The 25,001-nt window shown below is 42.8% G+C and carries 24 protein-coding genes; 13 read left to right on the forward strand and 11 right to left on the reverse strand.

Features of this window, described 5'->3' with window-relative positions; translation table 11 throughout:
• Positions 1-15 precede the first annotated feature (15 nt).
• Together SWP_RS18130 and SWP_RS18135 are read left to right on the forward strand one after the other, a co-directional pair.
• Positions 16-879 carry a PA4780 family RIO1-like protein kinase gene (locus tag SWP_RS18130; protein ID WP_020914071.1) on the forward strand — a complete coding sequence of 288 codons (864 nt, stop codon included), beginning with the start codon at positions 16-18 and terminating at the stop codon, positions 877-879.
• A gap of 187 nt (positions 880-1,066) precedes the next feature.
• Positions 1,067-1,684: a 5-formyltetrahydrofolate cyclo-ligase gene (locus tag SWP_RS18135; RefSeq protein ID WP_020914073.1), complete on the forward strand. Its 618-nt coding sequence runs from the start codon at positions 1,067-1,069 to the stop codon at positions 1,682-1,684.
• Positions 1,685-1,710: 26 nt separating this feature from the next.
• On the opposite strand, the gene ung is transcribed toward SWP_RS18135, so the two are convergent.
• Positions 1,711-2,376 (reverse strand): uracil-DNA glycosylase, encoded by a 666-nt coding sequence (gene ung, locus SWP_RS18140; RefSeq protein WP_020914074.1) that lies wholly within the window; start codon positions 2,374-2,376, stop codon positions 1,711-1,713.
• 140 nt (positions 2,377-2,516) lie between these two features.
• Here ung and SWP_RS18145 point away from each other — a divergent pair, with 140 nt between their 5' ends.
• The 3 genes from SWP_RS18145 to SWP_RS18155 all read left to right on the forward strand — a co-directional run bounded on the left by SWP_RS18145 (position 2,517) and on the right by SWP_RS18155 (position 4,045).
• Entirely contained in the window at positions 2,517-3,065 is a 549-nt protein-coding gene (locus SWP_RS18145; protein ID WP_020914075.1) for a type II secretion system protein, read from the forward strand.
• Between the two features lie 50 nt (positions 3,066-3,115).
• The gene (locus SWP_RS18150; protein ID WP_020914076.1) at positions 3,116-3,649 is read left to right on the forward strand and encodes a type II secretion system protein; all 534 of its coding nucleotides are present in this window, start codon (positions 3,116-3,118) and stop codon (positions 3,647-3,649) included.
• Between the two features lie 75 nt (positions 3,650-3,724).
• On the forward strand, positions 3,725-4,045 hold the full coding sequence (locus SWP_RS18155) for a DUF3144 domain-containing protein (protein WP_020914077.1): 321 nt from the start codon (positions 3,725-3,727) through the stop codon (positions 4,043-4,045).
• A gap of 79 nt (positions 4,046-4,124) precedes the next feature.
• Here the strand turns inward: SWP_RS18155 and SWP_RS18160 are convergent, their stop codons facing one another.
• The 5 genes from SWP_RS18160 to SWP_RS18180 all read right to left on the reverse strand — a co-directional run bounded on the left by SWP_RS18160 (position 4,125) and on the right by SWP_RS18180 (position 9,575).
• Positions 4,125-4,739, reverse strand: a complete 615-nt coding sequence (locus SWP_RS18160) for a LysE family translocator (RefSeq protein ID WP_020914078.1) — start codon at positions 4,737-4,739, stop codon at positions 4,125-4,127.
• 84 nt (positions 4,740-4,823) lie between these two features.
• Complete coding sequence (locus SWP_RS18165) at positions 4,824-6,359, reverse strand: S10 family peptidase (RefSeq protein WP_020914079.1); 1,536 nt, start codon at positions 6,357-6,359, stop codon at positions 4,824-4,826.
• Positions 6,360-6,483: 124 nt separating this feature from the next.
• A complete protein-coding gene (locus tag SWP_RS18170) occupies positions 6,484-7,953 on the reverse strand; it encodes an AAA family ATPase (protein WP_020914080.1) in 1,470 nt (489 codons plus the stop codon).
• An 82-nt stretch (positions 7,954-8,035) separates the two neighbouring features.
• Entirely contained in the window at positions 8,036-9,172 is a 1,137-nt protein-coding gene (locus tag SWP_RS18175; protein WP_020914081.1) for an HlyD family secretion protein, read from the reverse strand.
• 1 nt (position 9,173) lies between these two features.
• Complete coding sequence (locus SWP_RS18180; protein WP_020914082.1) at positions 9,174-9,575, reverse strand: DUF3302 domain-containing protein; 402 nt, start codon at positions 9,573-9,575, stop codon at positions 9,174-9,176.
• Between the two features lie 280 nt (positions 9,576-9,855).
• Between SWP_RS18180 and purT the strand changes: the two genes are divergently transcribed.
• On the forward strand, positions 9,856-11,031 hold the full coding sequence (gene purT, locus SWP_RS18185; protein WP_020914083.1) for a formate-dependent phosphoribosylglycinamide formyltransferase: 1,176 nt from the start codon (positions 9,856-9,858) through the stop codon (positions 11,029-11,031).
• Between the two features lie 95 nt (positions 11,032-11,126).
• Here the strand turns inward: purT and SWP_RS18190 are convergent, their stop codons facing one another.
• Genes SWP_RS18190 through SWP_RS18210 form a run of 5 tightly spaced genes read right to left on the reverse strand, consistent with a single transcriptional unit; the run spans position 11,127 to position 15,197 of the window.
• Positions 11,127-12,080, reverse strand: coding sequence for a D-2-hydroxyacid dehydrogenase (locus tag SWP_RS18190; RefSeq protein ID WP_020914084.1), 954 nt, complete (start codon positions 12,078-12,080; stop codon positions 11,127-11,129).
• 20 nt (positions 12,081-12,100) lie between these two features.
• Positions 12,101-12,712 carry an outer membrane beta-barrel protein gene (locus SWP_RS18195; RefSeq protein WP_020914085.1) on the reverse strand — a complete coding sequence of 204 codons (612 nt, stop codon included), beginning with the start codon at positions 12,710-12,712 and terminating at the stop codon, positions 12,101-12,103.
• Between the two features lie 39 nt (positions 12,713-12,751).
• A complete protein-coding gene (djlA, locus tag SWP_RS18200; RefSeq protein ID WP_020914086.1) occupies positions 12,752-13,531 on the reverse strand; it encodes a co-chaperone DjlA in 780 nt (259 codons plus the stop codon).
• Positions 13,531-14,199, reverse strand: coding sequence for an N-acetylmuramate alpha-1-phosphate uridylyltransferase MurU (gene murU, locus SWP_RS18205; RefSeq protein WP_044556077.1), 669 nt, complete (start codon positions 14,197-14,199; stop codon positions 13,531-13,533). Before murU ends, djlA begins: the two co-directional genes overlap by 1 nt.
• Positions 14,196-15,197, reverse strand: a complete 1,002-nt coding sequence (locus SWP_RS18210; protein ID WP_044556078.1) for an aminoglycoside phosphotransferase family protein — start codon at positions 15,195-15,197, stop codon at positions 14,196-14,198. Before SWP_RS18210 ends, murU begins: the two co-directional genes overlap by 4 nt.
• 156 nt (positions 15,198-15,353) lie before the next feature.
• Between SWP_RS18210 and lptD the strand changes: the two genes are divergently transcribed.
• The 7 genes from lptD (at position 15,354) to SWP_RS18245 (ending at position 24,401) form a co-directional block, all read left to right on the forward strand.
• On the forward strand, positions 15,354-17,678 hold the full coding sequence (lptD, locus tag SWP_RS18215) for an LPS assembly protein LptD (protein ID WP_020914089.1): 2,325 nt from the start codon (positions 15,354-15,356) through the stop codon (positions 17,676-17,678).
• Between the two features lie 125 nt (positions 17,679-17,803).
• On the forward strand, positions 17,804-19,108 hold the full coding sequence (surA, locus tag SWP_RS18220; RefSeq protein WP_020914090.1) for a peptidylprolyl isomerase SurA: 1,305 nt from the start codon (positions 17,804-17,806) through the stop codon (positions 19,106-19,108).
• Between the two features lie 5 nt (positions 19,109-19,113).
• Positions 19,114-20,097: a 4-hydroxythreonine-4-phosphate dehydrogenase PdxA gene (pdxA, locus tag SWP_RS18225; protein WP_044556079.1), complete on the forward strand. Its 984-nt coding sequence runs from the start codon at positions 19,114-19,116 to the stop codon at positions 20,095-20,097.
• Positions 20,098-20,111: 14 nt separating this feature from the next.
• Positions 20,112-20,924, forward strand: coding sequence for a 16S rRNA (adenine(1518)-N(6)/adenine(1519)-N(6))-dimethyltransferase RsmA (gene rsmA, locus SWP_RS18230; RefSeq protein ID WP_020914092.1), 813 nt, complete (start codon positions 20,112-20,114; stop codon positions 20,922-20,924).
• 144 nt (positions 20,925-21,068) lie between these two features.
• Complete coding sequence (gene apaG / locus SWP_RS18235; protein ID WP_020914093.1) at positions 21,069-21,449, forward strand: Co2+/Mg2+ efflux protein ApaG; 381 nt, start codon at positions 21,069-21,071, stop codon at positions 21,447-21,449.
• A 15-nt stretch (positions 21,450-21,464) separates the two neighbouring features.
• Entirely contained in the window at positions 21,465-22,289 is an 825-nt protein-coding gene (locus SWP_RS18240) for a symmetrical bis(5'-nucleosyl)-tetraphosphatase (RefSeq protein ID WP_020914094.1), read from the forward strand.
• A gap of 90 nt (positions 22,290-22,379) precedes the next feature.
• Positions 22,380-24,401: a methyl-accepting chemotaxis protein gene (locus SWP_RS18245; RefSeq protein ID WP_020914095.1), complete on the forward strand. Its 2,022-nt coding sequence runs from the start codon at positions 22,380-22,382 to the stop codon at positions 24,399-24,401.
• Positions 24,402-25,001 lie beyond the last annotated feature (600 nt).

The raw sequence follows: 25,001 nt of genomic DNA on the forward strand, positions 1-25,001 counted from the left end.
AGGTATAAGAGCACTATGAAAACCCCTAAACGACTCCAACCATTGGTTGATGAAGGATTAATAGACGAAGTTGTTCGTCCATTAATGAGTGGCAAAGAAGCTGATGTCTACATCGTAAGGTGTGGCGATGATGTCCGCTGCGCTAAAATCTACAAAGAAGCTGACAAACGTAGCTTTAAAAAAGCCGTCGAATACCGCGAAGGTCGTAAAGGCCGCAACAGTCGCCGCGCTCGTGCAATGGAAAAAGGCTCAAATTATGGCCGTCAAGAGCAAGAGCAGGCTTGGCAAAATGCCGAGGTTGATGCGCTGTTTCGCCTAGCTTATGCAGGTGTGCGTGTACCGAAACCATATGGCTGCTTTGATGGCGTCTTGTTGATGGAGCTGGTCACTGACGACGCTGGCTACGTCGCACCAAGACTCAATGATATTAGCCTTACTGCCGAGATGGCGACCGCACATCACTATCAAGTGATGAAAGATGTACAACGTATGCTCTGTGCAGGCCTTATTCATGGCGATCTCTCAGAGTTTAATGTACTTCTGGATGACAAAGGCCCTGTGATTATCGATCTACCTCAAGCAGTAGATGCCGCAGCCAATAATAACGCCAAGCGTATGTTACTTCGTGATGTAAACAACATGACCCAGTACTACGGTCAGTTTGCACCTTTATTATTAAAAACTAAATATGCGCAAGAGATGTGGCTAAAGTTTGAATCTGGTGAACTATCACCTGAAAGCGAGCTCACGGGCGAGTTTGTTGAAAGCGAGCATACCGCTGACATTAATGCGGTATTGGAAGAGATCCAAGCTGCATTTGAAGAGGAGCAGGAGCGTAAAGAGCGCATTAAAGATGCCGCAGAAGAGGATGAGTATTAGTACTCGTCAGTAAAGCTTCCATTCTACTCAATCAGCTATAGCCCAACATTTAATGATTGGGCTTTTTACCTTTTAAATCTGCAGTATCTTGGAAAGTACAACTCTATCAAGATGAACGGTTAGCGATTGCGATTACCTTAATCAGCCCGTAGACTCAGGTTTATATACTAAAACTCAATTCTATCCTATGCCAGTAACAGCAGATAACAACCAAGAAATTGCTCCAAATAGTCCCAAGGCCATACGTAAGGCTGTGCGCACTGCTCGCCGTAATTTGAGTTTAACGCAGCAAAAAGAAGGCTCCATTTTAGCGGCAAAAAGCGCGCTAGATAAACTCAAACAAATCCAAGCATCTAAAGTGGCGCTATATCTTACCAATGACGGCGAGCTCGACACAGCCCCTTTAATTGAAATGCTATGGCAGCATGGCATTGAAGTTTACCTACCTAGGTTGCACCCCTTTAGTGCTGGCAACTTGCTTTTTCTTCAATATGATCAAAAGACAACTCTTGAGAAAAACAGCTTAGGTATTTGGGAGCCCAAACTCGATATCACTCAAATGATCCTGCCACACCAAATGGATGTGATGATAACCCCTCTGGTTGCATTTGATGAAGTGGGTAATAGGATGGGGATGGGAGGTGGATACTACGACAGAACTTTAGCCAATTGGCAAGCAACGGGTAAACCTTTTCCAATCGGTTATGCCCATAACTGCCAAAAAGTCAGCCAGTTAGCCTGTCAACTATGGGATATTCCGCTGCCATTCATTATCACACCATCGAAAAGCTACTCATTTGGTTAGCCTACACTTGTGACGGTTACAGTGTTCTATACCTGCCAAATAATTGGTTGGCCGCCTTGTCGTGCAATTAACGTATTGATATGAGAGAAGTGCTTACAACCAAAAAACCCTCGATAAGCTGACAATGGCGATGGGTGAGGGCCGGAGATAATTTGGTGCTGCTTAGCCGTTATCACCTTGCCCTTTTTCTTCGCATGAGCCCCCCAAAGCACAAATATAATCGGTTGTGGTTGTGCATTGAGATGCAGCAGTACATTGGTGGTAAACGTTTCCCAACCTGATTTAGCATGAGAATGTGCTTTACCTTGCTCAACGGTCAACACCGTATTTAGCATCAACACTCCCTGCTCAGCCCAGGCTTGCAAATTACCGTGCTGAGGAATTTTAAAGCCTTCGATATCGGTCGCTAACTCTTTATACATATTGACCAGTGATGGCGGGGTTTTTATCCCTTTTTGCACCGAAAAACACAAGCCATGGGCTTGATTTGCACCGTGGTAGGGGTCCTGTCCAATTAGCACCACCCGAACCTTTTCCAGCGGGGTATGTTCAAATGCTGAAAGTACCAAGGACTCATCAGGATAGATAACTTTCTCTGCTCGCTCTGCGCTAACAAATGCCTCAAGTTCAATAAAGTAGTCCTGCTGTTTCTGCTGCTTAATGAATTGTTCCCAGCTTGATTCGGTAACCATTACTCTGCTCATAAAAAGTATTACTCCCCTATAGTAAAAGTTCGGCTTACCCCATGCAATCCATTAAGTAATAGCAATTGGTATTCAGCAGTTAAGCTGTTAAAATATTCGCTCATTTTTTGCCTAGGACGGCCTCTCAAATGCTGACCCCTTCATCTTCAAAGTCACAGTGTGGATTTACTTTAATAGAGCTTGTAGTTGTCATCATCATCCTAGGGATTCTCGCGGTTATTGCTTTACCTAAGTTCATTAATTTATCTGACGATGCACAAGTCTCGACGGTTAAAGGCACAGCTGGAGCATTTAAATCGGGACTTGATCTGTCAAGAGCGGTTTGGGCTGTAAAAGTGGGCAGTGGCCCCGTTGAAGACCTACCGGTATTTGGTACTGCTCAATCTGGTGAAGTTGACTTTAATGCTAATGGCTGGCCAGCACAGCACTATATTCATGGCAATGAGGCATCGCCCAAGCTTGATAATGTAGAAGACTGTATCTCGGTCTGGCAAGTTATCTTTCAAGGTGATGAGCCTAGTGTATCTAATAACAATAATGCCGATAAGACTGACTATAAAGCAATCTATAGTGCAACAGCGACTTGTACATTTAACTATAGAGAAAATACCAACCTATCAATTCAATATGATTCTAATTTAGGCTCCGTTACAGTAGACTCAGATCCAATCAGTTAGATTACGTTAAGCTAAACTCACTTCAGGCAAACTGAATAACGGAACTATTCATGGCAGAAAAAACCGCGCACCAAGGATTCACGTTAATTGAACTCGTTGTTGTTATTATCATTTTGGGTATTCTCGCCGTTATCGCTTTTCCTAAATTTATCAACCTAAGGCAAGATGCTGAGATAGCGACCCATCAAGCGACCGGTGGAGCCTTTAAGGGCGGAATAACCTTAGCTAATGTCAAATGGGCAGCAGCGGGAAACTCAGGACCTGCTGATAATTTGCAAGTCTTTGGCGGCGGGGCATCGGGCCAACTAGATATCAACCAATGGGGTTTTCCTGCGCAAAATTATCCTCCCTTTGAGAGTAGCCCGCGACTGAATAATACCAATGACTGCATGTCTGTTTGGCGCACTGTACTCGAAGATGCTCCCATAGTATCGAATTCGGCCAATACGCCCGATGCAGTTTATCGCGCCGCTTATCAAGGCCCAGATCAATGTTTCTTTTATCTGCTGCCAGAACAAACTATGTCTATCTATTACGACTCTCGAGACGGCAGCGTTATTACCGATTCAGATCCCAATAGTTGATAACAATGGTTTATTAGCCGCTAATTTAAGATAGAATCAGTCATCTAAATCTCAATCATTAAGAGCATAAGCAGAATGTCAGAAGCTAAAAAAGAAACCACCATTTTTGAAATAGCCGATCAATTCATCGCATTGGCCAACGAACTTTCAGCAAAAGAGCAAGATGTCGGTAAAGTCGGCACAGGAATGCGTTTTGCAGCTGCTCGTTTCAATGCCTTTGAAGCATCATTGAAATCAGCTGATCTTGCCGCTGAAAAGGATAATGCACTCGAGTGGTTTAGCAATGAATTTAAAGAGATGTTGAAAGACAATCTTGAAGACCATATTAAGAATCCATCACAGCCTAAAGCTGAAGAGCCTGCTAAAGATGATTCTGTGCAGGTATTCAATTCTTAATGAATGCCTAAATGCAGCATAAAAAAGCCATCATTTCTGATGGCTTTTTTATTACTTAAATAGTACCTAAAGTCGCACTCTATAGGGTAACCAGTACTCTTACCGCCAATAAAATCAATACAATCCCAGACAGCTTATCAATTAATGCTGCTTTCTCTCGTAATTTTGGCAACACTGCAGAGTGTGATAAAACCAGCGCAATAAGGGTATACCAAAGGCCATCCACCAGCAGAGGAGTTAACACAATCAACCCTTTTGCTGTCATGTTATCTGCGACCATGACAAATTGGCTAAAAAGTGCCAAAAAGAACAGCATTATCTTGGGATTAAAAAGCGAAATGGCTAAGCCATCACGAGCAGCCGTTAATGCATCTGTTGACTTACCTGCGGCCAATTTGTCCGACATTCCACCTTTAGAACGTAAAGCTTGCACGCCCATATAGGCTAAATACAATGCACCTATAATCGCAATACCATTAAATACCATCGGAGCCTGCTTGAGCACTACTGCAAGCCCGAGTAGAGTCACCAAGGCATAAACGCCGATACCGATGGAATGAGCCCAAGCACAAATAATACCTTTACCTCTTCCACCACCAAGAGTATGCCTTACTACCATGGCTAAACTAGGCCCTGGAGACATAGCGCCTAAACAACAGATAGCTAGCAACCCTAGCCATGCACTAAAACTCATTATTCCCTTTACCTTTTACTACGTGATTTAAATAAAGAACCCCTAAGAGCTCAACTTTTCAACTAAGGTTATCGTCATTTCCTATTACTTTTCAGGGTGATAAAATGCTCTAATATCTGTAGCTAATTGAGCCAAAGAATCAGGTTCAACATACATCATATGCCCTGCTGCATAGTAGTGCATTGATACCCTGCGATTGTCGATTCCATTATCGGCAAAAGTATTTTCAGTTGCGAAAAATGGTGTCGCAAAATCAAAGTAGCCGTTAGCAACGAATATTCTAAGATCTTTATTCTCTCGCTGTGCTCGCCCTAGCAGAGGGGCAACATTGACATAATGCATCTGTTTGCCACTGACATTCCAGTTCCAACCCCGATTGACCTCATAAGAGAGTACGTTAAACGGGCGAGTCATCTTAATCCCTAAATCTTTATAGATATAGTCATGTATTGCTGCTGTATAAGCGCCATCAATACCGTAGCCCGATGGGTCATTATCATTTCGCTCACCACCACTGTCGTAATCAACTCCTTTGTAACGGCTATCTAAGCGACCAACTGTCAGATCTTGATCTCGTAGTAACTGTTTAGTGTATCGACTCGCACTGACCCGTAAATTAACTCTGTCTAAATAGAACTCAGACAAGCCAGTAAAACGAGCCAATTGTTTACGGGTTGCTTGGTAAGTCGCATCGTCAAGTCGATTACCTTGCAACAATGCCAGCGCATAGTCTTTAATCGCAAATTGACGAGAGGCTTCAATAAAAGCCTCTAAGCCCATGGCTTTATCTGCTGCACTGACTTTGTCATGATAAAAGGCAGTTGCTGCCATTGTAGGTAAAAAACCAATGTAAGGTTGGTTGTTACCCGGCTGATAACGCGCGTGACTAAAATCAAGAATAGATGATATCAACATCACACCATTAATTGAGATATCAGTCCAACCGCCTTGCAACTCGTCCACGAGTGCCGCTGCTCGAGTGGTACCATAGCTTTCACCCGCTAGATATTTAGGAGAGTTCCAACGTCCGTGTTCGATCAACCAGCGACGCATAAACTCCGCAATGGATTTTGCATCTTCACTCACCCCCCAAAAATCTGCACCTTTATTCTCTCCTAACGCTCGGCTAAAGCCAGTACCGACAGGATCTATAAAGACTAAATCTGATTCATCTAATATTGAGAATTCGTTTTCAATTAACGGGTAAGGTGCTGCGCCATCATCAGTTGCATCACCAGGAACCACCACACGCTTAGGGCCGAAAAGTCCCATGTGCAGCCAAAGTGATGCTGAGCCTGGGCCACCATTGAAGACAAACGTAACAGGCCGTTTATCACTGTTTTTAACATCGGTACGTAGATAACTGATTGAAAAAATACTCGCTAATGGCAAACCTTTGCTATCTTCTAAAATTGTTTCGCCCGCAATTGCTTGGTAGTTAATTTTGTTATCATTTATCCGTGCTCTATGCTCAGTCACGACAACTTCAGGCTCAACTTTAGCCGCTGCAGATGGACTTTCTGCTGCAGTAACACTGCAAACTGAGAGTGTTGATAACAAAATAAAGCAAACCGTAATGGCTCGCTTAGCGCTATTTTTTATATTGGTGAAAAGAAGCATTCTCGTCCTTTAATACTGTCCACAGTACTTATTGTTATTTTAAGCGATCAGCTTACAAACTCTTTTACAACAGCGCAAAGTATCAATTGCAAACAGATCTTTCAGGCAGAGGCTCTTCTCATTATTATCGATGTGCGTTAACGGTTCGCTCCTTCGCCCATTGCCGTAATTCCACTAAATTTTCTCTCATAATAACCGACAATGGCTGGGTATTAAGTAACTCAGCTAGAAGCAATTGTTGATCCACTCTTTGATTAGTCGCTCTGGCCGTATATATCGCAGATATCACTGCTTGTTCAATTTCAGCGCCAGAAAACCCTTCACTAGCTATAGATAATTGCGCCAAGTCCAATATATTAGGCTCGATACCTCGCTTTTTCACATGAATAAGAAAAATGGCCTGGCGGATCTCATCATCTGGCAGATCAACAAAAAAGATCTCATCCATACGCCCTTTCCGCATAAGCTCCGGTGGTAGTGCACTGATGTCATTTGCAGTAGCAACTAAAAAGACCTCTGACTGTCTCTCTGCCATCCAATTAAGTACGGTACCTAATATCCGTTTAGATGTACCATCATCGCTATCGCCACTGCTTAGCCCTTTCTCTATTTCATCAATCCACAATACACAGGGTGACATCAAATCGGCCAGCGTTAATGCTTGACGTAGATTCTTCTCAGTCTCACCAATATACTTGTTATACAACGCCGCCATATCAAGTTTTAGCAACGGCCTTTGCCATAACCCTGCAACTGCCTTCGCGGCCAAACTTTTACCACTTCCTTGTACTCCCAGTAGCAAAATACCTTTAGGGCTTTCTATGCTACCTGTTTGTTCAAATTGCGGTTTACGATGCTGCAGCCACTGCTTGAGATTATGTAAACCTGCAACTTGTGAAAAATCGCTAGTGTCATATTCAAACTGCAACACTCCATCCATATTAAGCAGTTCAAACTTACCTCGATTAACCAGGTCTATATCAGAGTGAGTAATCGCTCCATCATCAACAATCGCTTTATGGGCTAAGCGGCGAGCATCATCAAATGTCACTCCACGAAGATTATCTGCTAACTTTAGTGCTGCCGATTCATCCACTTCAATGTGCAAGCCTTGCTGATTAGCTTGCCTGACCTGCTGCTGAATAATATTAAGAAGCTGAGTGCTATTTGGTAGCGATAATCTAAAATGGGCACAATAACGTTTAATCTCCGCAGGTATATCAAAAGCATGGCTAATTAAGATAATTGTATGCTTTAACGATTCATACTCTAGTGCTATCTCTTTTAGTAAACGGATATTTTTCGGGTCATCAATGACGAATGGATGAAAATCGCAAAGCGCATAAATTCCTCCTTGAGGCGTTGATTTTATCTGCCCCAATATATCTGCAGGTTCACTATTAAACTTTTGCACGCCTAGCTGTCTATCTACCCGGGATAAACCTTTAGTGATGCTCCAGCTAAATAACGGTTGATATAAAACTTGTGACACCCTTTTTAGTAAATCTAAAACTCGATACTCTTCATAGGTTTCGATAATCACGATAGGAGTGTTGGAACGTAAAATCGCAGTTAAATCCCTTATATCTTGCATGTTTCACAACCTTCATTATCAAAATTAACTAACAATAAAGGGACCAGATTCGGTCCCTTTAATAAACTCTATAACATTACTTTTAATGGAATAAGTAGTTCAGCCATCCCTGCATTCTCAACAAGACTTTACGCATAATTGCCACATGGGCAAAGTGCTCAGTATAAATCGCGATATGACCAGAGACCCCTGCTGGGAATTGAGCTAAGATATCTTTATCTTCAAGATCAATCACGACAATAGAACGACCACGCATCATCATGACGTTAGCGGTAATGAGTCGACCGCCGGACTGAATTTCACCTTCAGCCATAGCAGGTAAAACCTGAGCGACTTTTCCTTTAAATACTACCCCAGGTGCTCCGTCTAGAATAACTTCAGCTTCATCTCCCTTTTTTAATCTTAATAGGGAGTTCTGCCAAAATGCACCAGCAAATGTCCGGTCTTCATCTGGAATAAAGCTCAACAACGATCTTAATGGCATAGGCACTGCCACGATTCCTGGCCGCAATGCCATCTGTGTCACCATGCCATCAGCAGGCGCTCGTACCACGGTTTGCTCAAGGTCAAACAACGCTTTTTCAAGCTCTCCCTGAATTCCTGCTACTTTAGTATTCACCCCGTCAACATTAGACTCGTACGCCAACTTTACTCGTAACTCCTCAGCATGCGCAGCTGTAAGTTGCGCTTGCGAGGCTAAATAGAGCTGACGCTTGTTGTCCAGTTCTAGCTCTGTAAATGGTGAGTTAGCACCACCTCGTTTACGGCCCTTTTCATAACGATCAAATGCTGACTTGGTCCTATCTCTATCAGCTTCAGCTCTCGTCACTGCAGCCTTAGCTGTTTCCCAAGCAGCCTCCAATTGAGGCACTTCGAGTTCGGCAGCAACCAATGCTGCCCGCTTTTGCTTCACAATAGCAGCGTAACCTGTTGCATCCAATTTAAATAGAACATCGCCCTTTTTAATAGGAGTATTAGGCTCTACTTCAACAGACACAACCACACCTCTAACTAAGGGGTTTATTGGGGTAGTGACAAATACATCCTTAGCGAACGGGGTATAAGGATGGTTATAGTTCATTAATAAAATCAAGGCGCCGACAATAAAAATACCACCCAAAATAGCAGTAGGAACTGTCCATTTTGTTAGTGGGATTTTAAATATCTTGAAAATAGCGATACACACAGCGGTGTAGGTTAGAACCAGTAGTAAATCCATATTACACTTTCCCCTCTGGCGTGATGTTGACAGCATCCACAGCAGGAACGTTCGGCTCAGCCTTAGTATTCACCCCTTCAACTGCAGCCAACCTTTGTTCAAGTTTTCTAACTGTTTCAGTCAGGCCTTTAATTTCACTCTCTAACAGCTGTTCTTTCTCAACCACTTCGCTAAAACCCCACCCCCGATCTTCGCGATAAAGCGTGGCCCAAATCCATAAAAACGGCCAAATGGCATGCAGTGTGAACAAACTCACCCAACCTGCTATATGCAGTGCATCTTGCTGCGGATGATTGCGTTTTTTAGCGATTTCATAGGGGATATCGTGAATGGCGATTACGCCGTAAAAAATAAAAATGGCGACAAAAAATATAATGCCTAAGGCAAAGTAATCTAAAAACACTGCGCTCTCCTTAAATTGTTTTGATTACATCTATAACCGTCATCTCAATACAAACATCTTGGCAACAAACCATCTACAAAGCTATTTTTTTTTGAATTAAAACATTATATAAGCATAGGGTGTTTTTCTAAAACAGCGTGATCTGCCGCACGTTTATCATCAATGCGGCATTGCAAGCTTTAATGGCAAGGTAGACTAAAACCAATAATAAATAGTGCCCCTATGTTGTTTGCTTTGCAGCAAGGAGAGCATCCCTACAATTTAAACAAAGGTAAAAAAGATGATAGGTACAGCATTAAGTCAAAACTCAAAACGCGCTATGCTACTTGGATGCGGAGAGTTAGGTAAGGAAGTCGCCATTGAACTGCAGCGTTATGGCATAGAGGTCATTGCCGTTGACCGCTATCCAAATGCCCCTGCAATGCAAATTGCTCACCGCAGCCATGTAATTAATATGCTAGATGCCGAGGCGTTAGAGCAGGTCATCAACTTAGAAAAGCCAGATTTGGTGATCCCTGAACTTGAAGCTATCGCCACCCAAGCATTGGTTGAACTCGAAGCCAAAGGGGTAAATATAATCCCAACAGCCAAAGCAACACAGTTGACCATGGATAGAGAAGGCATACGCTGTTTAGCAGCAGAAACACTCGCGATTCCAACGTCACCTTATTTCTTTTGCGATACCGAAATCGAATTTAAAAAGGCCATTAGCCAGATTGGTTTACCTTGTGTGGTAAAACCTGTAATGAGTTCCTCAGGCAAAGGTCAAAGCGTGGTTCGAGGTGAAGCCCAAATAGATTCGGCTTGGCAGTATGCTCAAGAAGGTGGTAGAGCCGGCGGTGGACGCGTCATCGTTGAAGGATTTATCGCTTTTGATTACGAGATTACCCTACTGACAATTAGCGCTGTAAATGGTATTCATTTTTGCGACGCCATCGGCCACCGTCAAGAGGATGGTGATTATAGAGAATCATGGCAGCCACAAGTCATGTCCGATATTGTCAAAGCCAAAGCCCAAGAGATCGGAGAAAAAGTGGTCAAGGCGCTGGGCGGCTACGGCTTGTTTGGCGTAGAACTGTTTATCAAAGGTGACGATGTCTACTTTTCAGAAGTATCACCTCGCCCCCATGACACAGGTATGGTAACTATGATTAGCCAAGACTTGTCTGAGTTTGCACTGCATGTGCGGGCGATATTAGGCTTGCCTATCAGTAATATTGTACAACATGGTCCCAGTGCATCAGCGGTGATCTTAGCCAATGGCCAATCGACTAATATTCAATTTTCAGGAGTCGCTGAAGCGCTAGCAGAGCCTAATACTCAAATTAGACTATTTGGTAAACCAGAGATTGATGGCAGCAGACGACTTGGGGTAGCACTAGCTAGAGATAGCAGCATTGAAAAAGCAGTCGATAAAGCATTGACCTCTGCCAGTAAAGTGAGTGTCATTCTTTAACGACTTTGATAAAGGTCGTAGGTTAAAACTGACTATCATTAGGCTCTATATTTCAGCTGAGATACAGAGCCTATTTTTTCAGCCAATAATGCCTACTAGTTAATCTTATTAACTGTCTTTCCAGCTAAAAAAGTACTCAAGTTATTTACAGCGATATTTAACAAGTTTTGCCTTGCCTCAATGGTTGCCCAAGCATTATGCGGTGAAATAGTAATATTGGGCGCTGAAATCAGTGGGTTATCTGCTTCAGGTGGCTCTGTCGAAAGTACATCAACACCACAAAAAGCAATCTCCCTTTTAACCAAAGCATCAGCCAAAGCCATTTCATCAACTAAGCCACCGCGAGCTGTGTTTATCAGCATTGCACTGCATTTCATTTTGCTGAGCAAACCTTGATTAATAAACTTGTCAGTAGCAGGTGTTAATGGGCAATGCAGTGATACGATATCCGCGATTCGGAATAACTCATCTTGCGGTAACCAAGCGCATCCTTTTGGTAGCTCAAGATTAGGGTGTCGAGTATTGACCACTACCTTCATACCAAACGCTAGCGCGATTTGCGCGACTGTGCGGCCAATATCACCAAAGCCGATTAAACCTAGGGTTTTGCCTTTAAGTGATTGCAGCGGCGACAGGGTAAAACAAAAATCATCACTCGATGACCATTTCCCCTGCATAACAGCATCAGAGTGGCGAGCAACTTGCTGAGTGGCGTTTAGGATATGCGCAAATACCATTTGTGCAACAGCGTCAGGGCCGTAACCTGGAACATTGGTTACCACAATATCAAGTGCGCTAGCGGCATCGATATCAACCACATTTGTCCCAGTGGCAAGTACTCCAATATATCTAAGTTTGGGAAGCTGTTTTAAGGTCGCGGCATCAAGCACGGTTTTATTAGTGAACAACACCTCTGCATCTTTACTGCGTGCCAATACATCTTGCGCTGGAGTACGGTCAAAACAATCTAGCTCTGCTATCTCTTCAAGAGGCTGCCAGCTTAGATCACCAGGGTTTAATGCATATCCATCTAACACCACTATTCGCATCAATCATTCTCACGTTTCATTTAAAATTTAAAACTCGCGCCAATATTTGCTTGGCCTTGCCACATAATGTCTGATTGAATATTCCAGATACAACCTTGGCCACTACAAAAGAGTTCATTGTCTGCACTAATAAAAGTCGCGTAACCTTTTACTTCGGCAAATAATGACAATGCGTCAGTCGCTTGATATTCAACCCCTCCCCCTAAAGCAACCGAAAAACGAGTTTCGTTAGAGTATTCGCCACTGGGGCGTAGCTGGGTTAAACCAAGACTTGTCGTCACATAAGGTTTTACATTTTCGACTGGGAAATACAGGCTGCCACCAACGTGAAAGTAGTCAACATCCATTTTAGAAATGATATTAGGGCTAAAATTGCCACTTGCGCGCAGATCAGTTGATTGGTGACTATATAGTAAATAAACATTGCCAGGATCTTTTGTGGTGAAGCCGAGCATAACACCATAGTTCTCAGATTCAGACAGCTTCACTGTGCCACTATCTTCACCTTGGGTACTGTAGATATCAAAATTGCTGGCGCCGAAACTATAACCTCCAAAAGGGGCGACATAGACTTCAGCTGCAGCGGGTAAGGAGCAAAATCCGAACAATGCAAGTACTAGACTCTTTTTCATGACAGTTCCTTTTTTATTTTACTTTCACTAATTCAAGGCTTAACGCATACCTCTATCACTTTTAACCCTATCATAGGCGGCTTGAATATCCTGTGCTTTTGTTTTTGCCAGTTCCATCATTTCAGGTGGTAAGCCTTTGGCAACCAATTTATCGGGATGATGTTCATTCATCAACTTACGATAACCGCGCTTAATATCTTGGTCCGACATCGACTCTTTCATCCCTAACACGTCATAAGCATCTGCAACGGAGGTCTGGTGACCCGCCCCGCCCTGTTGATGGAAATTGAATTCAGCTTGCCATCTTGCCAACAGCTCATCGAGTTGCTTTTGACTAAAGCCTAGCTCTTTTGCAATCGTCGATAGAATCGTGTGTTCTTTAGGATCCAGCTTCGCGTCTGATAGTGCCGTTTGAATCTGGATCTCTAAGAACATTTGCAGTAGCTCTTTACGACCCATGGAGATCAATCTAAACGTCTTCAAACAGGCGTGAATATCGAAGTCACTCTCTTTACCTTCTCTAAAGGCAGCTTGCGCATCAGCTCTGGCATCGCCAGTGAGACGCATTTGATCCATCAGTGCATTTGCAATACGAATATCAATTTCTGTAACTTGACCAGACGCTTTTGCAACATGCCCCATGACAGCAAATGTGGTATTAAAAAATAGCGCTTGGCGCTTACTGCTACTGCCTAAACCAGCTCTAGCACTTTGACGTCGGTCATACATATGCCCAAGCCACAAGCCAAAAATGGCACCGCCAAGGCGACCGAACATATAACCAATAATAAAACCAAAAACTTTTCCCCAAATTCGCATTACTTACCCTTTTGTGCTTCACGCTCTTCAATTTTTTCAAGACGTTCTAGCGTACCAACGTCACACCAATATGGAGCAAAGTGCTCTGCTGAAACCTTACCATTACCCATCGCTTGTCGCAGTAACGGACCGAGAGCAAAAGCTTGCTCGGCAATATTACCAAACAGAGCAGGATGGTATACTCCCATACCCGAAAAGGTGAACTTGTTCTCACCAAGTGCTACAGCTTTACCTTCTATCAGTGCAAAATCGCCAGTGGGATGCTGTATAGGGTTATCAACCAGCCATAGATGTGCCAGTTCCCCTTCGCTCAATTCAGTGATTTTTGGCAAAGTATCAATAAAGACATCACCATTAATAACAAAAAATGGCTTATCCCCAAGTAAGCTCAATGCCTTCTTTATCCCACCGCCAGTTTCCAGCGCTTGGGTTTCTTCGCTATAGTTAATTGTGAGTCCCCAAGTAGCACCATCTCCTAGCATAGAGACTAGCTTATGACCTAGCCATGCATGATTAATCACCACCTCTTTAAAGCCCGCTTTAGCGAGCTTTTCTAAGTGGTAAACAATGAGAGGTTTCCCGGCAACTTCAACCAAAGGTTTCGGTATATGGTCAGTCAATGGTCGCAGTCTCTCTCCACGTCCAGCCGCTAAAATCATTGCTTTCATGGTTTGGCCTTTACAGCAGGAATGATGACGCTTGCAATCCACTGGCTAAATTCAGCTAGTTCGGCGTAACGACTGGCTATATCGCGAATATATTCCAATGTTAACGGAATATCGGCCATATATGCTGGCTTATTATCTCTATAGTTCAATCTAGCGAAGATCCCTGCAGCTTTGAGGTGTCGCTGCAATCCCATCAGATCAAACCAACGTTGATACTGTGAGAAACTCACCGATGTAGACAACAGCTCAGTCTCTAGCGCTTGCTTATAATGGAGCGACATTAGCTGGTTAACACTCTGTTCAGGCCAACGAATATAACAGTCACGCAATAGTGAAACAGCATCATAAGTCACAGGTCCTATAACCGCATCTTGGAAGTCAATCACCTTCAGTTCGCCATCTTGCAGCATGATGTTTCGACTGTGGTAATCTCGATGCATTCCAACTTGAGGCTGCTGTCTGACATTCTCAACTAAAATATCGAAAACATCATGAGTACGGGACTCAACTTCATCAATAGCTAATCCAAGATGGTGTACAGCAAGCCACTCGATAAAGATGTTCAACTCTCGCAGCACAAATTCATCATCGTAAATAGGCAGTTCACCCTGTTCAGTTGTTGTCACTTTCGCAATATCAGTTAGCAGTAATAGCGCTTTTTGATAGTAGTCAGTCAAATTGCCAGCGCTCAGTACTGATAACAGTTGGACATCACCAAGATTACTAAGAAGCATAAAGCCCTGCTGAACATCGCAAGCAATCACTTTCGGAACAGGTATGCCAATAGCTGAATAACTTTCAGCTATTTGTATAAATGGCGTTATCGGCACTAGCTTTGGCGGCGAATCAACTACAATATAAGAAACTGAATCAACGATAACTCGAAAATATCGTCTGAAACTTGCATCCCCGGAAATAAGCGTCGGAGTGATATTTGAGCTAAAATATTGGTTTAGCCATGCATTTAACTGAATAAATCTAGGATCTGACAAGGGCACCTCATGGCTCTTAAGAAGAAATTGCTTTATTATAACGACAAAATGGAAACAGCTAAGCGATTGAAACAAATTATTTGGCTGAGTTGCCCAAGAAAGGGTGCAACTTTTCTCTTCTTCAATAGTCCAGACTAAGAAATCATAATTAATTGACCTAAGATGCAGATCCGTTATTTTCTGGCCTTGAGCCTGCTTCCCCAATTAGTCTTGGCAAATGACGCCAATACTGCAACTGTTGAAAGTTCGCAGTGTGTTATTGAGCCTCCAGTAAAACCGTACGTGCCGCTGTATGATTTAGACAGCCCAGCAGATCTTGAACGTATCTCTATTATTTCTGACAGCTCCAAAGCACAGATGGGCAAACAAGCTCAATTCAGTGGTGATGTGAGTTTTAGTCAAGGCGGACGTAACATCTCTGCAGATGAGGCTATTTTAGATCAAGAGGCAGAAGAGTTAGCCGCCAACGGTAACTTGGTATTCCAAGATGAGTTATTTACAGTAACAGCTGACTCTTTAGTCGCAAAGATGCGCAGTAATAGTGCCACCTTACTCGGCGCACAGTATTGGTTACACGGGCAACAAATTCATGGTGATGCTAATAAATTAGAGATCACCAAAGAGAATAACTTGCTACTGTCTGAAACCAATTTCACCACCTGCCCAGCCGATAACCCTGCTTGGTTATTAGAAGCTGACAAGATAAAAATTGACAGCACTGAGGAGTGGGGAGAGATCTGGGACGCCAAGCTTCAAATTGGTGGTGTACCCGTTATGTACATTCCTTACATGACTATTCCAGTGTCAGATAAACGGAAATCAGGTTTTTTATTCCCATCGTTTAGTACCAGCACCACTAACGGCGTAGAGTTCGCCGTGCCTTATTATTGGAATATTGCACCTGAGTTTGATCTTACCTTTACACCTAACTATATGTCTGCTCGTGGTTTATATACCAAGACAGAGTTTAGATATCTCGCCGGTGAAAAGCAGCAAGGTCAATTGAACTTCGAATTTTTACCCGACGACGATAAGTTAACCAACAGCCCGAATCGTTACCTGTATCATTGGGAACATAGTGGCGCCATAGACAAGAATTGGCGCGTATTGGCTAACTACACGGATGTTTCTGATAATAACTACTTCAACGACCTCAACTCAGATGTCCAACGTGCGACAGATAACCAGTTAACTCGAATTGGTGAAATCAGTTATTTTGAAGAAAACTGGGATATAAGCGGCCGCGTGCAAGATATTAAAGTGCTTGGTGAGGAGGAAAAACCTTACCAAGTGATGCCACAGTTTACTTTTAACTATCGAGCACCTGAATACTGGAACGGTTTTGATATTAACTTGATGAGTGAAGTCACTAACTTCTCCCATCAAGATAGCGAATATTCAACCGCGACACGTTTGCATATTGAACCTAGTATTTCATATCCGATTCATGGCCCAGCAGGTTCACTCACAAGTGAAGTCAAACTACTGCAAACCAATTATTGGCAAGATGACAACTCAAACCTGGCAAACTCGACTCTTGATGACACGGTAAACCGTACGTTGCCGCAAGTTCGCATTCATGGTCAGATCAATTTCGAGCGATTTACTGATTATTTTAATACTAACTATCGTCAAACCTTAGAGCCACAATTTCAGTACCTCTATGTTGGCTATGAAGATCAATCAAACATAGGTATTTACGATACCGCTCAGTTACAAGAAGATTATAACGGTCTGTTTCGCGAACGTCGCTTTTCAGGCTTAGATCGAATAGCTGATGCCAATCAATTTACTTTAGGTCTAACCACCAAGCTTTTTGACGAACAAAACAAAGAAATTTTTAAATTCAGCTTAGGCCAAATTTTATATTTGGAAGATAGCCGTGTAGGCATCAATGATGTCAACGGCAGCGCCGACACCTTTGTTCAGGAGAACACCTCGAACTCAGCATTAGCCGCAGAGCTCAGCACCCAACTCTATGCCGATTGGTTCTTAAGTGGTTCGATTCAATATGACGCCAAAGAGAGCGAAAACAAAAAGAGTGAATTAACGGTTGATTACCGCCCAGGTAAAAATAAGCTATTGCAAGCCAGTTATCGTTATGTACCCGACTTACTCAATACCAACACCAATGAGTCCGTCGATATTAAGCAAGTCGGCTTTAGGGGCGCATGGCCAATTAACGACAACTTATATCTTGTTGGAAACTGGTATTATGACCTCAATGAGAGTCGCAGCGTAGAAACCTATACTGGATTTCAATATGAATCATGTTGCTGGGCAGTACGTTTGAGTTATCATTATCGAATTAAGACTAATTACGTTGACGAAGACAACCCAGTCAATGATACTCGAGAGTTATTTGAAAGCGGTGTTTACTTAAACTTCGTGATAAAAGGCTTAGGCGGTTCGGGTCCTTTAGGGGTTTCAGATATGCTTGACGATGGCCTATTTAACTATCGTAAACCGCTTTACTTAAAGAATTAGATAAACAAAATTAGCTAAAATGCTGAACCTAGCTGAAGACAAGCAGTCAAAGCAGGACAAAAGAATCATTAACACGGTATGCGAATACCGCAAATGACACTCATAAATGCCAAGGATTTTTGTGGATGAAACGCTGTAACAGATTGATTTTTGCTTTACTAACATTGGCGATGAGCCAAGTTGTTCACGCTGCGGTTGAACCGTTAGACCGAGTCACAGTACAAATTAATGAAGGCATCATTTTAGAAAGTGAAGTTGCAGGCATGGTTAAAACCATTAAAGCCAACGCTGCCAATGCTGGTCAGAAGCTACCGTCAGATACTGCGCTGCGCACGCAAGTTATTGAGCGCTTAATTCTTACTCGTCTGCAGATGCAGATGGCTGATCGTATAGGTCTGCATATTGGTGATCTGCAATTAGATCAAACCATTGCCAATATCGCCAAAGAACAAAACATTTCCGTTGAGGATATGAGAGCTCAAATCGAAAGTGACGGAACCTCTTTTGCCCAATACCGAGAGCAGCTCCGTGAAGAAGTGACGCTTGGCGAGATTCAACGTATTCAAGTTCAGCGTCGTATCCAAGTCTCACCGCAAGAAATTAACAACCTAGTAAGCCTTATTAATGAGCAAGGCCTAAAAGACGTTGAATTTCAAATAGGTCACATTCTGATTGATGTACCAAGTGATGCAACCAGTGCCCAACTTGAAGCTTCTAGTAAAAGAGCTGATGTAGTACTCAAACGTCTTAAAGATGGTGATGACTTTAGAAGTATTGCCATTGCAGCCTCTTCAGGGCCAAAAGCATTAGAGGGTGGTATTTGGGATTACATGAACATCAATGAAATGCCGACCTTATTTGCCGAAGTCGTCAATGATGCCAAAGTTAATGATATCATAGGCCCAATCAAAAGCGGGGCAGGACTTCATATCCTCAAAATAATGGATGCTCGAGGTTTGCAAACCCAAGAGATCGAAGAAGTTAAGTCTCGTCATATTCTCTTAAAACCATCTCCGATCCTTTCAGAGGAACGAGCGAAAGGCATGATGGATAGATTCTTAGCTCAGATCCGCTCAGGCGAAGCTAAATTCGAAGACATTGCACGCCAGTATTCAGAAGATCCGGGTTCAGCAGTAAAAGGTGGCGAATTGGGCTGGGCAGATCCAAATGTTTGGGTTCCTGCATTTAAACAAGCATTGAACTCCCTTAAGAAAGGCGAAATCAGTGAGCCATTCCGCTCTACTCACGGTTGGCATATTGTTCAGCTTGAAGGCAGACGCACCACTGATGCTACCGAACAGTTTAATACAAACCGCGCTCACCAGTTAATCTATCGCCGTAAGTTTAACGAAGAGTTACAAAACTGGTTAGATGAGATGCGTGCTGAAGCATTTATTGATATTTTCGAGCCGGAACCAAATCGAGGTTAACCATATTGTCGACTAAACGAATCGCTATCACGCCGGGTGAACCGGCGGGGATAGGACCAGATTTAGTGATCCAACTAGCTCAGCAGGCTTGGCCTGCTGAGCTAGTCGTTTGTGCTGATCCTGAATTGCTGCAAGCTCGAGCTAAAAAACTTGGCCTAGCAATTCAATTACGCCCTTACCAACCAAATCAAGCACCTAAAGCGCAAGAAGCTGGTACGCTCACAATTGTACCTTTTGCTTTAGAAAGTGAAGTGGTATGTGGAAAGCTTGATGAGCAAAATAGTCACTATGTTGTTGATACCCTGCGTTTCGCAGGAGAAAAAAACATGGTCGGCGAGTTTGATGCTGTGGTAACAGGTCCCGTACATAAAGGAATAATCAACCAAGCGGGGATCCCTTTTAGCGGCCACACAGAATTTTTTGCCAATCAGGCAAGCTGCCAAGATGTCGTGATGATGTTAGCTGCTCCAGGCTTGCAGGTAGCTTTGGTGACAACGCATATTCCGCTAGCCTATGTGTCAAAAGCTATTACGCGCGATCGCTTACATCAAATAGTCAAAATTCTTCATAAGGATCTGGTCGAAAAATTCGCCATTCCCAAACCAAGAATTTATGTCTGCGGCCTAAACCCACATGCTGGGGAAGACGGCCACTTAGGCAGAGAAGAGATTGATACGATTATTCCTGCACTCGAAGAGTTAAGAGCGCTGGATATGGATATTATCGGTCCGCTACCCGCAGACACATTGTTTCAACCTAAATACTTAGAAGATGCAGATGTAGTACTCGCTATGTACCACGATCAAGGCCTTCCAGTACTAAAAGCTAGAGGTTTTGGCAGTTCAGTCAATATTACTCTAGGATTACCCTACATAAGAACATCGGTCGACCACGGTACGGCCCTAGAGCTTGCAGGCACTGGCTCCGCTGATATTGGTAGTTTTGTCTGTGCATTAAATAGAGCCATTGATTTGGCCGCAAAGAATTAGTGAAAAGTTAACCCATGAGTAATAAAGTACATTTAGGCCATACCGCTAGAAAACGCTTCGGTCAGAATTTCTTGACCGACGAAAATGTGATCAATCGTATTGTTGGTGCAATATCACCTGACAATGAGCACGTAATGGTAGAGATTGGTCCCGGCCTTGCAGCGCTTACAGAGCCAGTGGCGAGCGGCATCGACAAATTAACCGTTGTAGAGCTAGATAAAGACTTGGTTGAGCGCCTGAAAACTCATCCAACGCTAAAAGATAAGCTTGAAATCCATCAAGGTGACGCCTTGAATTTTGATTTTAAGCAACTTGTTCGTGAAGATATGCAGATGAAAGTGTTTGGTAATCTGCCATATAATATCTCTACTCCGTTAATGTTCCACCTTTTCGAGTTTGCCCAGTACATCGAAAATATGCACTTTATGTTGCAAAAAGAGGTTGTACTGAGACTATCGGCGAGCCCTGGAACAAAAGCCTATGGCCGCTTAACCGTCATGGCGCAATATCACTGTCAAGTCATGCCTGTGCTAGAAGTACCACCAGGTTGCTTCACGCCACCGCCAAAAGTCGACTCAGCAGTTGTACGTTTAGTTCCTTATAAGACAAAACCTTTCCCATGTAAGGATGTTGAAGTCTTGAGGCATTTAACCACTACTGCGTTCAATATGCGTCGTAAAACGTTGCGAAATAACCTCAAGCACATGTTATCTGACGATGAGTTCGCACAACTTGAGATAGACTCTACCTTGCGACCAGAGCAGATTAGTGTGCAGCAATACGTTGCTATGGCAAACCTGTTTATTGATAAGCAGACTAAATCATAAACAGCACTAATCATCAAAGTATTTATAAAGGGCATATATTTGCCCTTTTATTTTGAGTCGCACTTGCCAACGTCGCTATCTATTCGTTAAAAGTCACATTAGTATGTCGATACACTTTGTTGATTTTGATCTCTGAGGCTACAGATGAACCAACGCTTGTCCCCGATAAAAGTTGAAGTTAAGACAGAATATATTGAAGCGCAATCGACACCAGATGAAGAGAAATATTTATTCAGTTATACCATCACCATAATCAATCTAGGTGATCAAGATGTCACTTTAAAGAGTCGCTACTGGTGCATTACAGATGCAAATGGACAACAAAGTGAAGTTGAAGGTGCAGGCGTTGTCGGTGAAACTCCAACGATAAAACCCAATACAGCCTATCAGTACACCAGCGGAACTGTTCTAGAAACTCCATTTGGAGTAATGGAAGGCAACTACACCATGATTAAGAGTAACGGCGAAGAGTTCAAAGCACCAATATCAGCATTTAGCCTTGCTGTACCAGGCTTACTTCATTAAGGGTTATACCGTTACATGGCAAATTACTTTGTAGGTGATATTCAGGGATGCTTTGACGAACTAAAATTAGTTCTCGATAAAGTGGCATTTAATCCATCAATCGATTGTTTGTGGACTGTAGGCGATCTAGTCGCACGCGGTTCTGGTTCTTTACAAACTCTGCAATACCTAAAATCTCTGTCAGGCTCAGCGAAGGTAGTACTTGGTAATCATGACCTGCACTTACTTGCTGTTCATGGGAAGCTAAAGCGAGCTAACCCTAAAGATCAGTTAGATGAACTGTTACACTCTCAGGAGATTGGTAATCTAGTTGATTGGCTACGGCTGCAACCACTCTACCAACAACATTCAGAAAAAAACATCATCATGACTCATGCTGGAGTCCCTCCAAATTGGGATCTGCATACTCTAAAAGAACAAGCTGATAATGTTTCTAAAGCGCTACAACAAGAAGATTATTTAACCAGCTTAATCGCAAACATGTATACCAACTCAGTGGATAGTTGGAATGAAGAGCTGTCGGAGTTAGAAAAAAAAATCTACACCATTAACGCACTCACTCGGATGCGATATATATTTCCTGATGGCCGTTTAGATTTCGACTGCAAACTCCCGATACAACAATGCGATAACCCCCAGTTATCCCCTTGGTTCGATCACAAAGCAAAATTACACCCTTCTCATACTTTAGTATTTGGCCACTGGGCTGCAATAATGGGCAAAGTCAGTTCACCAAAACTGAAAGCTCTCGACACAGGCTGTTGCTGGGGAGAGCACCTTACTTTGTGGCATGCAGAGTCAGATCAAAAAATTACTCAAAATAGGTTAAAAAAGAGTTAAACTATCTGCGTAATTGGTCGATATAAGGTATAGCGTGCCTTCCAATGTAGTGTTGTCATCTGGAATAATATAATAATAAATGGAGCTTCTATGAAATTAAATGTAGCAACTAGAGTGATTGGAGGCTTCGCATTTGTCACCTTTCTACTCATCGTTTTAGGCGCCGCATCGTGGTTTACCAATAGTAAGCTCAAAACTAGCACCACCCTACTACAAGATCTTAGTTTGCCAGCTCTAGAGTCAAGTAATCGGCTGTCCCACACACTCTCTAAACAAGAGAAACAAGTATTAGTGGCTTACCACAGTCCAGATAGTAATGCCGTACCAACAATAAAGTCTCAATTTACGACTGCAAGCAACACATTTACCCAAGAACTAAATCAACTCACTGCGTTAGTCAGTAACAGGAACGATTTTAGCCAAGTCATTAACAAGCTAAAAAACAGCTACAACAGCTTTAAAAATCAGAGTGAAAACATGATTAGCACTCATGAGAGTGCACTGCAGACTCAAGCAAGAATTCAAAACAGATATGATGATGTTGAAATGGCAGTTGATGACAGCGCCTCACTCCTATTGGACCTTATCGATTTTGAGCTTAGCGAAGATGTTATTAAGCAGGAAATTGCAGCCACAGCAAGTACACTTGATTCAAGCCTAAGCGGTATCGTCAGCACTAGTTTTGATTTAATCGGCACAACTGAAAAATCTAAATTTAATACCATATCAAAAGAACTCGATTATATTGTCAGTGACACCAAGAGCAGGCTGAAATATGTAACTAACCATTGGGAAGGTGTTGTTGAACAAGAGTTGATTGATGAAATCAATACAGAGGCGTCTAAAGTCTTTGCCCTTGTCAAAGGTAGCAACTCTCTAATTTCAATGAAAGCCAGTGAGATTGAGCTAAATAGCAAAGCGTCTCAATTGCTAAGCTCAGTCGAGAAACAGGCAAGCGATGTGAATAAGCAGATGGCTATCCTGACCTCAACCATCGAATCAATTTCAAAAGAGGTAAGTGAACGAGCGATAAAGGATATCGACAGTGCTAGCGTTCAAACAATTATCTTGGTACTTATCGCCATTGTGGTAGCTATCGTAGTCAGCATAGCGGTTGTACGCCCTTTAACTCGTTCTTTAGAGAAGGTAAACCATGCACTTAATGTACTGGCATCAGGCGATTTAACCCATAAACTTGATGATAGTGGCCATGATGAGTTTGCAAAGCTTTCAGCTAACTGTAATAAACTGGTCGACAGTTTACGCTCCTTAATCCAAGGGATCCTAGATCGCTCAGATCAACTCGCTGCGGCAGCTGAAGAGACATCTGCCATTACCGCGCAGACGACAGTCAGCATTCAAGAGCAAAAGAGTCAGGTCGATCAAGTAGCAACAGCTACAACAGAGCTTAGCTCAAGTGCTCAACAAGTTACCGCTAGCGCTGATGAAGCGCTAAGTCAGATAAAAGCTGCAGATGACGAAAGTCGACATATGCGCCTAATTGCTGATGAGAACAAACGTACTATTCTTGCCCTAGCCGATGAAGTATCAAAGGCGGGAGTTGTTATTAATAAAGTCCATGCAGATAGTGCTTCAATCGGCTCAATATTGGATGTGATTAGGGCAATCGCAGAGCAGACTAACCTACTTGCATTGAATGCCGCTATTGAAGCTGCACGAGCAGGTGAGCAGGGCCGAGGTTTTGCCGTTGTAGCTGATGAAGTTCGTAGCCTGGCTTCTAGAACCCAAGATTCAACACAAGAGATCCAGCAGATGATTGAGGTGCTCCAACAGGGTACTCAAGAGGCTGTAGCGGTAATGGAGCTTGGTCGCTCACAGGCAAGCTCCTGTGTTGATAAAACTGAGCAGGCTAACATTGCGCTAGAGAGTATTAGTAATGCGGTGCACCAAGCTCATGACTCTGGTACCCACATCGCACATGCAGCGCAAGAGCAGAACTTAGTTAGCCAACAAGTTTCAGAGAAACTTGAACATATTGCTGCGATTTCAGAAGAGACATCTACAGGCGCAGATCAAACGGCACAATCTAGCCACCAAGTTGCCCAGCTTGCTGAAGAACTTCAAGCTTCAGTGAAAGAGTTTAAAGTCTAAATGCATTTCTGATAGCAATGAATAAAAAAGGGAGCCGTTATGGCTCCCTTTTTTAATCACTTGTTCCCAATCAATCTATTTACTTACCGATAAAACTATTTACTTACCGATAAAACAAAAATCGAATCAGAATTAAACACCTACTTAATTCGAAGTTATAGATTAAAGAACTCACTATTCATATGTCACACTAGTAAATAACTATTTTATACTGAGGTGATAATATGAATACCATTCAATATAAAGATTTGATCGCTCAGCGAGGGCTTATTGGCTTTAGGGTAAGTTAATGAGTGAAGGGCATAGTTAAACTAGGTTCAAGCGCATTAACGCAATACCAGAACGGCTAAGACTCGCCTTTAATGAGTGTTTTACTCAGGCGACTTCGGCAACGAATTATACCAATTGCATTAAAAGTTTGACCATTCAGCGGGAATTCAAAACGCTGTAGGAAAGTAGTGGGATTTGAGCTAATAGTTATTCTCGGCTCTGGCATCCTGCTTCGCTCTACCTCCTAAATCCATTTAGTCGTATATCCAAATCCCATAGCGAATCATACAGCGTTTTGAAACCCGCACTACGTGGGTCCCTCAGTCTTTC

It is taken from the genome of Shewanella piezotolerans WP3, from assembly GCF_000014885.1.
In the GTDB taxonomy this organism is placed as follows: domain Bacteria; phylum Pseudomonadota; class Gammaproteobacteria; order Enterobacterales; family Shewanellaceae; genus Shewanella; species Shewanella piezotolerans.

Coding starts and splice junctions, on each gene's coding strand:
- SWP_RS18130 (WP_020914071.1), top strand. CDS start 16: ATGAAAACCCCTAAACGACTCCAACCATTGGTTGATGAAGGATTAATA.
- SWP_RS18135 (WP_020914073.1), top strand. CDS start 1,067: ATGCCAGTAACAGCAGATAACAACCAAGAAATTGCTCCAAATAGTCCC.
- ung (WP_020914074.1), bottom strand. CDS start 2,376: ATGGTTACCGAATCAAGCTGGGAACAATTCATTAAGCAGCAGAAACAG.
- SWP_RS18145 (WP_020914075.1), top strand. CDS start 2,517: ATGCTGACCCCTTCATCTTCAAAGTCACAGTGTGGATTTACTTTAATA.
- SWP_RS18150 (WP_020914076.1), top strand. CDS start 3,116: ATGGCAGAAAAAACCGCGCACCAAGGATTCACGTTAATTGAACTCGTT.
- SWP_RS18155 (WP_020914077.1), top strand. CDS start 3,725: ATGTCAGAAGCTAAAAAAGAAACCACCATTTTTGAAATAGCCGATCAA.
- SWP_RS18160 (WP_020914078.1), bottom strand. CDS start 4,739: ATGAGTTTTAGTGCATGGCTAGGGTTGCTAGCTATCTGTTGTTTAGGC.
- SWP_RS18165 (WP_020914079.1), bottom strand. CDS start 6,359: ATGCTTCTTTTCACCAATATAAAAAATAGCGCTAAGCGAGCCATTACG.
- SWP_RS18170 (WP_020914080.1), bottom strand. CDS start 7,953: ATGCAAGATATAAGGGATTTAACTGCGATTTTACGTTCCAACACTCCT.
- SWP_RS18175 (WP_020914081.1), bottom strand. CDS start 9,172: ATGGATTTACTACTGGTTCTAACCTACACCGCTGTGTGTATCGCTATT.
- purT (WP_020914083.1), top strand. CDS start 9,856: ATGATAGGTACAGCATTAAGTCAAAACTCAAAACGCGCTATGCTACTT.
- SWP_RS18190 (WP_020914084.1), bottom strand. CDS start 12,080: ATGCGAATAGTGGTGTTAGATGGATATGCATTAAACCCTGGTGATCTA.
- SWP_RS18195 (WP_020914085.1), bottom strand. CDS start 12,712: ATGAAAAAGAGTCTAGTACTTGCATTGTTCGGATTTTGCTCCTTACCC.
- djlA (WP_020914086.1), bottom strand. CDS start 13,531: ATGCGAATTTGGGGAAAAGTTTTTGGTTTTATTATTGGTTATATGTTC.
- murU (WP_044556077.1), bottom strand. CDS start 14,199: ATGAAAGCAATGATTTTAGCGGCTGGACGTGGAGAGAGACTGCGACCA.
- lptD (WP_020914089.1), top strand. CDS start 15,354: ATGCAGATCCGTTATTTTCTGGCCTTGAGCCTGCTTCCCCAATTAGTC.
- surA (WP_020914090.1), top strand. CDS start 17,804: ATGAAACGCTGTAACAGATTGATTTTTGCTTTACTAACATTGGCGATG.
- rsmA (WP_020914092.1), top strand. CDS start 20,112: ATGAGTAATAAAGTACATTTAGGCCATACCGCTAGAAAACGCTTCGGT.
- apaG (WP_020914093.1), top strand. CDS start 21,069: ATGAACCAACGCTTGTCCCCGATAAAAGTTGAAGTTAAGACAGAATAT.
- SWP_RS18240 (WP_020914094.1), top strand. CDS start 21,465: ATGGCAAATTACTTTGTAGGTGATATTCAGGGATGCTTTGACGAACTA.
- SWP_RS18245 (WP_020914095.1), top strand. CDS start 22,380: ATGAAATTAAATGTAGCAACTAGAGTGATTGGAGGCTTCGCATTTGTC.